This window comes from Facklamia sp. P9177 (assembly GCF_050409585.1).
GTDB lineage: Bacteria > Bacillota > Bacilli > Lactobacillales > Aerococcaceae > Facklamia.
On the sequence record NZ_JBNUPE010000026.1, the window covers coordinates 1 to 7,590 of the forward strand.

The following is a 7,590-nucleotide window of genomic DNA, read 5'->3' on the forward strand; positions in this document are numbered from 1 at the left end:
TCTTGGGTGCTCTTCAATTACTAATCCTTTTTCAGCAGCAATGACTACTTCTATTGTACGAGCTGAATTGTTGTCTACTCAGAATCTAGCAAACGATTTAGGTTATAAATTATTTTCTGTTACAACGGATGGTTTTATTTCTGATATTCCTGAAGAAGAATTAAATAATTTGGGTATGTTTGGGCTTGAAGAATTTATAAAAGCTTCTCGCAAATTTTTAACTGATAATCAAGACGATAGTATTTGGGAGATTAAACATTCTCAAGATCAACTTTTAAATTTAACGACTAGAGGAAATATGGCTTTAAACGAGGGTGGAGTTTCAGCTCATAATTCTACTAAATCTCCTTTTAAATCTGACAGTATTGAAGATAGGTTGTGGTTTACGATTCAGTGTTTAAAGCGTGAAGGGCCTGTTAGTTACAAGGATTCTGTGTGGACTACTTTCAAAGATTTAGCGCGTGGTGCTGAATTCGTTGTTAAGCCTGTTGAACGAAATGTAAGAATGGATTTTGATTTTAAACGGAAACCTATTAAAGATTCTTTTGAAACTGTTTATCCCGAAATTGAAGGTGAAAAGTATGAGATTTGTAATTTTGATACGGAAGCGTATAACGATATAAATGAGTTTAAGTTTTATCGCTCTAAGAAAGAGCAGTGTAAAGTTTTGAGAACTGAGGTGCACTGGGAAGTTTTTTATATGAAATTGAAATATAATTCCGTTGGTAGACAGATAAGAGATTTAAAATGGGCTAAATTAAATTCTTGTGTGATGGGTCATCGACGTAATTTTTGGTCTATTCCAGAGTTAGATGATGAAAATAAAACTGTTCAAGATAAATGTGATTGGTTAAATTCTTTTAATTTATGTGATAAGAAATTTAAAAAGTCTGATTGGAAAAATGCTCGTAGACCTGAACGAACTGCAAATATTTTACCTCAAGAAGATATTCAAGATTTCTTAGAAATTTTAGGTGCTAAAGAATGTGTTCTTTAGTATGAGGCATCATAGAATATTGTGTTATAATTAGGTTGTGAGGTGATAAAATATGACAACTAAATTAGAAGCTTTAGAGAAGAAAATTGAGAAGGCTAAACAAGAATTAGAACTTGAACGTGAGAAGCTGTCTGTTAAATTTGGAAAGATTATTGTAGATAATTTTGATAAGAAAGAATTTAAGAATCAGACAGAATTTAAAGAATGGTATTTAGCTAAGATTGAGGAAGAACAAACTAAGATATCTGATCATAAATTTGATATTAACGAAAGTGAATTAGAAGGTAATATGTTTTAATTTTTTGTGTGATTTGATGTTAGAAGTGTTAAAATATTCGATATTTTAACACTTCTAACATGACCACTTTGACCTGTCAAAGTGGAATGTGGGGGATTAAAGGGGGAGCTTAGCTCCTCCCTTTACAAGCTTCTTTTGGGAACCAAAAGACCTGCTTGTCCAAAGACTAAAAGAAGGGAACACGATCGAGGAGAGAGGGTTGAATTCTATTTAGTCGCTTTAGCAATTTGACCGAATAGGGAGAATTGAGAAAGCTAGTTTCTGTTAGCAAACTATAAGCGAATAGTGAATAGTTATGCTTACAGAAACTGAAAGATAAAGCGCACGAATAGTAAGCTTTAGATTTCATAAATGATTAGCTGGTATTGTGAGAGAATAACGAACAGTAACAGCAATCATTTAATGAGAGGATTAAGAGCGAATAGCGAGTAATTAAATCATTAAAAGTGGGATGAGCGATGACGAAAGACAAGCGAATTAATGTGAGAGTTGACGAAGATTTATACAATCAAATTTCCGTTATAGCGGACAATTTAGGTATAAATCGTTCGGAGGTTTTAAGGTTGTCTGTTCAAGCTGATTTATTAAAAGCTTTAGACTCACCGATTAATAAGATGGGTGAGGAAACACGAAAAGAATTAATGATTAGTGCGGGTAATATGTCTAAAGATCTTCAAAAATTATCTAAGGATTTTACTTGGATAACTAACAACGTAAATCAGATAGCAAGGAAAGCAAATGTGAACGGAATTACATCATCAGATTTAAAAGATTTATCAAAGTTTAAAAAGGGTGTGGTAGTAGTTAACAATGAAATAAAGAAAGTAAATTTGAAGGTGGATAAGCTATGGCAATACTTAGTATAAAACCATCCAAACACGGTAGAGCCTCAATAAAATATGTTGTCTCGGAAAAAAGTCATCGTGAAGGTATGGATAGAGTTTTAGAAATTTCAGGTGTTAATTGTTTACCTGAAACTGCTTTAGATTCTTTTTCTAAAGTGTGGGATAGATTTAATGTTAGTGAAGGCAAAAATGTTCAAACTTATAACGTTATTCAATCATTCTCAAGAGACGAATTTATAGTAGACAATCTAGATGATGTGAAGACAGTTCACGAAATCGGTTTAGAAACAGGACGAAGACTATTCCCTGGTCGACAAGTTTTAGTCGTCACGCAAGCAGACACTAAGAACGCAGTCCTACATAATCACATTGTTATAAATAACCCAAATCCAATTGACGGTAAGAAGTTATCAGGAGCGGAAAATAGATGGATAAATTTACAACCTAAACACGACGAAATACTGCGTGAATTTGGAGCGAATGTAATCGACCTATCAAAAGAACGTTCAATTGATCGTCGTACAATTAGCGAGATTAAAACGTCTGAGCAAGGTGAATACGTTTGGAAAGACGATTTAAGAGATAGAATTTTACAATCGATCTCAAATCCCAAAATAACATCTATGGAGAAATTTAAAGAAGACATGATATTAAATCATCGAGTAGATGTTAAAGAACGTAAGAATGGAAATCTATCATACTATTTTATAGACGAAGATTTTAAAGAGCGGAAAATAAGAGCTGGTAAATTAGGAACTCGTTACGCTAAAGAAAAGATTCACTTAACTATTGAATTAAACGCACAAGGTCAACGGAATTCCGGAGGAATGAAATCATCACAAAAGAAATCGTCAAGAATAAAACGTTCATCAATCACACAAACACCTCTAACAAACGTACAAATAATAGAAAACGACAGAAACAAAGATTATAGCGATCTGTTCAGAGAAGAACCTACACAAACAACAAAAGAAGTTAAGAAGAAGGTTAAACCTAAAAAAGAAGATACACAAGCTTCTAAATCAGCGAATAACGAAGATTTTTACGGAGTAAAGAGAGAATCGGCTAAGTCTATACCGATGGAAGACGTCGAGGAATTAGAAAAAGAAAGATACAATAAAGCATTGAGAGACAGTCAATTTAAACAATCACTAGAATATAAAATATTAAAAGCACAAGAAGAAGCGAAAAAGAAAAATCAACACAACTAAAATACAAATCGTAAAACATTTAGCCTACTATAAATACAAAAAGACTCCTCACAATGAGGAGCCTTCTTATTGTAAATTAATCAGTTAACATTAGATTACCATGAAATTGGAATTCTACTCTACGCTCACCCCAATAATCAAATCCTCTCCAAGCACCTGTCCAAGCCATATCACCCTCATATCTATGACCATTTTGATAAATGACATGATGATACACCTTTAAAGCAGGAGTAGGAGTTTTTGCCCAAGGTATATCTTTAACTTTCTTCCAAACATATTTATGGATATATTTATCAGGTGTCAGAGTAACACTTCCCGCAGAACGAGTTTCAATAGAAGAATCTAATACTTCATTATTAAAATTAGAAGTTACATCATCTAATTCAGATGAAGCATATACTACAGAATTATTAAATAATGAACATAATAAAATACTTGAAAGAACTAATAAAAAAATTTTTCTCATAATATCACCTGTCATCTTTCTTTTTCTCTTGACGCCATACAACGAACTGAGAACCAAAAATAACACCTAAATAAATATATATATCACCTTTCATTTCACCACTGAAAAAATAAATTATACATAGAACTAAAAGGTACCCCCCAGATACCTGTAAAAAAGATTTTAAATGAGGGTTAATATTAAATTTATTCATAATAATATTTAACTGTCATTCTACTGATGGTACCAATACTGATAGGCATAGTTTCTAATAACAAAAACTTTACCATGTTTAACATTACCAAACTCGAATACGTCTGATACTATACCACTAATAAATCCTACTGCTGCTCCCGCATTTCCCTTCAAAACTGCTCCTAATATTGCTCCCAAAATAGACTTTGCCCCTTTAATCCCAGCGCTTATCATTTTATTCATTACTCCAGAAGATATATATACATCATAATTTCCATTTCCATGTTTAACAACTCTTGTCACATTCGTTTCCAACCTATATGGAGTCATCGAAACCGAACTTTCATCAGAGGATTCTTCTGGTAAATCAAACCCATTTTGTTCTAATAACTTATCAACATTATCATCTGAAATAGTTGAGATAGTAGTATCACCATCTTTATATACTTCAACAAATTCCGAATAGTCTATATTGCCAATTTCTTTAACAGACGATACCTGTTCTTGAACACTTTCATTCGCAAGAACATTTAAAGTAGCAAACCCAGTAGAAATTACAGGAGCCATTACTAAAATAGACGCACCAACAATTAAACTTTTCTTCAACTTCATAATGTTTTCTCCTTTCATAACATTCATCTATATTGACTCTAACATAATAAAAAACGTTTTCAAAGAAAAAAATAAACTACTCGCTAAAAAAATATAAAAGCAACAAAAACTAACGTTTAAATAGGTTTAAAACTAGTTTAAAATAAAATTTAAATAATGTTTAAAGGTGGTATAAAGCAATTGACAGGAAAGACTGTAGCAGAGCTAGCAAAAGAGTTAAATGTAACCGTACAAACTATTTACAAACGTTTAAACAAGTTTAAAACAATTGAGAAAGATTCTAAAGGTCGTAAGATCATTACACCAGCACAAGAAGAAGAAATAAAAAAAGAATTAAATCCCACAACAACAGTAAATAAACAAGAAGCAGCAGCTATCGAAGCATTAATTGAACAATTAAAACAAAAAGATAAAACAATTTCAGAGCTTACAAACCTCTTAAATAATGAGCAAGTATTACATCAAGCAACACAAAAAAGATTAAACCAATTAGAAAATAATTTAATTGATACGTCAGAAAACAGCTTACATTCAACGAATAAAGAAAACAACAATAAAAAACCTCATAAAACTTGGTGGGAAAAGATTAAAAACACTTTCAAAATATGATATAATAACAGCAAATAAAAAAGGTCTCGAGACGGTCACCTCGAAACCTTTGAATAAAAAAGAGCGGTCACTCTTTTTCTATTACTAAATTCTAAATACATTATAGCATACAATTTAGAAAAATAAACTAGAAAAAGAAGCCGCCTAAAATTAGGAGGGCTTTTTTAATGCTTACAGAACAAACAAAAACTAAAATAAGACGCAAAGTTTTAAAATCGGGCTTTAAACCATTAAAAATAGGCATTTATAAAACAGAAATCAACAAAAAATTTATAACAAAGGAAATAGACGATTTCAAACTATACAAAAGACAAACCCCTTTAAAAGATTATCTAAAGAATTTAACAGATTACGGTTTAGACTATAAAAAATTGGTAACCAAAAGACCTAAGAGCGAGAGGTGCTTTTTTGATAAAAATAACTCAAAAAAGACTGAAAATCGGTGGCAGAAATCATTTCTGCCACCAGTGAAAAATTTCACAATCCCAGTCTTATCAACGTTTAAGGGTGGGGTCAACGTGCTCTATGGGACACCCGTAGAAGAGGTTGACCCCGGTGTCACCTGCATCGAAAACGGTGATCTGTTACCTTCGATTTCAAACTTTAATAAGTTTGAAAGTTTGCGAAAGATTCAAGGTAAGAAGGATTCTTTAGTTATTGGTTTTGATACTGAATTTTACGGTGAACCTCGTAAATTGCTGTCTTGGCAATTTTCTGTTGTTTATGGTTCTGATTTGTATGAATATATCTTCTTAAAGACTTCTAGTAAGCTGTTGAGTTTAGATTTAGCTCTTTCTGCAATTTTTTCTGATTTAGGATTAAATTCTTTGCGAGTTCATGATTATTTTAAGTGTAAGGCTTGTGTAGGATTTGATTCTAACGGTAATGCGTTGTGGGAGATTTTTGATAAACATAGTGATGTCGTTCATTCTTCATATCGCGTTCATCCTCTGTTAAATGGTGATCCTCTTTCTCAACCTATCGATACATTGCATGATTATCATGAAATTAATAAATATTGTCGAGAGGATGAACGCGATTGGACTTGGTTTAAACCTCATTATGATTTCCCTAAAGATTCTAAAATTGACGTTACTTTGGTTTGTCATGCTGGTAAAGTTGACTTATCTACTTTATTTTTTAAGCATGATTATGATAATTTATTGCGGTATTGTTCTGACGTGCAGGGTGGAACTATTACCTTACAGCCTATGATTCGAATGGTTAAATATCGAAAAACTGTTAGAAACGGGTTTTATGCTTTTCCCGTAAGTTTGAGTATTAGAGATACGATGGCTCAAGCTCCAGCAGGTAAAAAAGGGTTAGAAAATTTAGGTAATGCTTTAGGTATACCTAAGTTAAAGATTTTTGGGTATATCTCACACATGAATAAATTGTTAGAGATTAACCCTCGTTTATATTTTGAATATTCTATGCGAGATTCTACGGTTACAGCGCTTTATGTGTCTGCTTTGTACGGTTTTAACAAACAAGTCGCTGTCTCTATAACTTCAGCCACTTCAAGTGTTATGAAGTCTTATATGATGGATGTTTTAGATGTTGATAGTACTAACGATTTTAATCGGAAGTATAGGGGGATTGAGTCTGTGAAGAAAGGTAAAGTTAGAAGATCTGATGGGCCTGGTTTTCTTGACGCTAGCAATTTTGAACCTATAACCCGCCTTGCTGGCGAAGTTCAGCATTATTGTTCTGAAGCTTATCACGGTGGTTATAATGGTTCTTCTTTGATTGGTTATTTTAGTGATAAGACTTACGATTATGATTTACAATCTGCTTATCCTACCGCAATGGCGTTAGTACCTGATATTGATTGGGATTCTCCTGTCGTTAACGAGATTATTAGGGAACCCCTTAAATTAGCTCATTTTGCCGTTTTTGGGCGATATAACCCTATTTTACCTTTGGTAGGCTATATCCGCTTTAAATTCCCTGATAACGTTAAATTCCCTTGTATTCCAGTGGACGTGGAAGGTAATTTAGTCTTTCCTCGTTCAAGCGATGGTATGGATGGCGTGTATGCCATGGGCCCTGAAATTTATCTCGCTTTAAAACTTGGAGCTGAAATTTTTTGTGAGCGTGGCTTCATTTTAAGTCCTCTTATGACTAAAAATGGTGAAAGTCGATCTCTCGCTCATGCAGTACACGATTTAGTTCGTGATCGTGGTTTTGCGAAAGATCAGTGTGGTAATAAATCTCTTGAGGATTTGATCTTGAAGACTATGGTTAACTCGGGTTATGGAAAAAATGCTCAAAACGTTGTTTCTAAAACTACTTGGAGCGCATATAAAGAGGAGATGGAAAGTCTTGGGTGCTCTTCAATTACTAATCCTTTTTCAGCAGCAATGACTACTTCTATT

8 protein-coding genes are annotated in these 7,590 nt (G+C 33.0%); 6 read left to right on the top strand and 2 right to left on the bottom strand.

Annotation, left to right across the window (positions count from 1 at the left end; translation table 11 throughout):
- The 4 genes from ACQV18_RS09025 to ACQV18_RS09040 form a co-directional block, all read left to right on the top strand.
- The coding region (locus ACQV18_RS09025) for a hypothetical protein (RefSeq protein ID WP_428892976.1) at window positions 1-997 on the top strand (997 nt) is incomplete at its 5' end.
- A 52-nt stretch (window positions 998-1,049) separates the two neighbouring features.
- The gene (locus ACQV18_RS09030; protein WP_428892977.1) at window positions 1,050-1,295 is read left to right on the top strand and encodes a hypothetical protein; all 246 of its coding nucleotides are present in this window, start codon (window positions 1,050-1,052) and stop codon (window positions 1,293-1,295) included.
- A 458-nt stretch (window positions 1,296-1,753) separates the two neighbouring features.
- The gene (locus ACQV18_RS09035) at window positions 1,754-2,161 is read left to right on the top strand and encodes a ribbon-helix-helix protein, CopG family (protein ID WP_428892978.1); all 408 of its coding nucleotides are present in this window, start codon (window positions 1,754-1,756) and stop codon (window positions 2,159-2,161) included.
- Window positions 2,143-3,351 carry a relaxase/mobilization nuclease domain-containing protein gene (locus ACQV18_RS09040; RefSeq protein ID WP_428892979.1) on the top strand — a complete coding sequence of 403 codons (1,209 nt, stop codon included), beginning with the start codon at window positions 2,143-2,145 and terminating at the stop codon, window positions 3,349-3,351. Before ACQV18_RS09035 ends, ACQV18_RS09040 begins: the two co-directional genes overlap by 19 nt.
- A 76-nt stretch (window positions 3,352-3,427) precedes the next feature.
- Here ACQV18_RS09040 and ACQV18_RS09045 read toward each other — a convergent pair whose 3' ends face one another.
- Together ACQV18_RS09045 and ACQV18_RS09050 are read right to left on the bottom strand one after the other, a co-directional pair.
- Window positions 3,428-3,832, bottom strand: a complete 405-nt coding sequence (locus tag ACQV18_RS09045) for a hypothetical protein (protein ID WP_428892980.1) — start codon at window positions 3,830-3,832, stop codon at window positions 3,428-3,430.
- Between the two features lie 198 nt (window positions 3,833-4,030).
- The gene (locus ACQV18_RS09050; RefSeq protein WP_428892981.1) at window positions 4,031-4,603 is read right to left on the bottom strand and encodes a hypothetical protein; all 573 of its coding nucleotides are present in this window, start codon (window positions 4,601-4,603) and stop codon (window positions 4,031-4,033) included.
- Window positions 4,604-4,783: 180 nt separating this feature from the next.
- Between ACQV18_RS09050 and ACQV18_RS09055 the strand changes: the two genes are divergently transcribed.
- Together ACQV18_RS09055 and ACQV18_RS09060 are read left to right on the top strand one after the other, a co-directional pair.
- Window positions 4,784-5,212 carry a hypothetical protein gene (locus ACQV18_RS09055; protein WP_428892982.1) on the top strand — a complete coding sequence of 143 codons (429 nt, stop codon included), beginning with the start codon at window positions 4,784-4,786 and terminating at the stop codon, window positions 5,210-5,212.
- 167 nt (window positions 5,213-5,379) lie between these two features.
- Window positions 5,380-7,590 (top strand): DNA polymerase (locus ACQV18_RS09060; protein ID WP_428892983.1); only part of this gene is annotated, 2,211 nt, incomplete at its 3' end.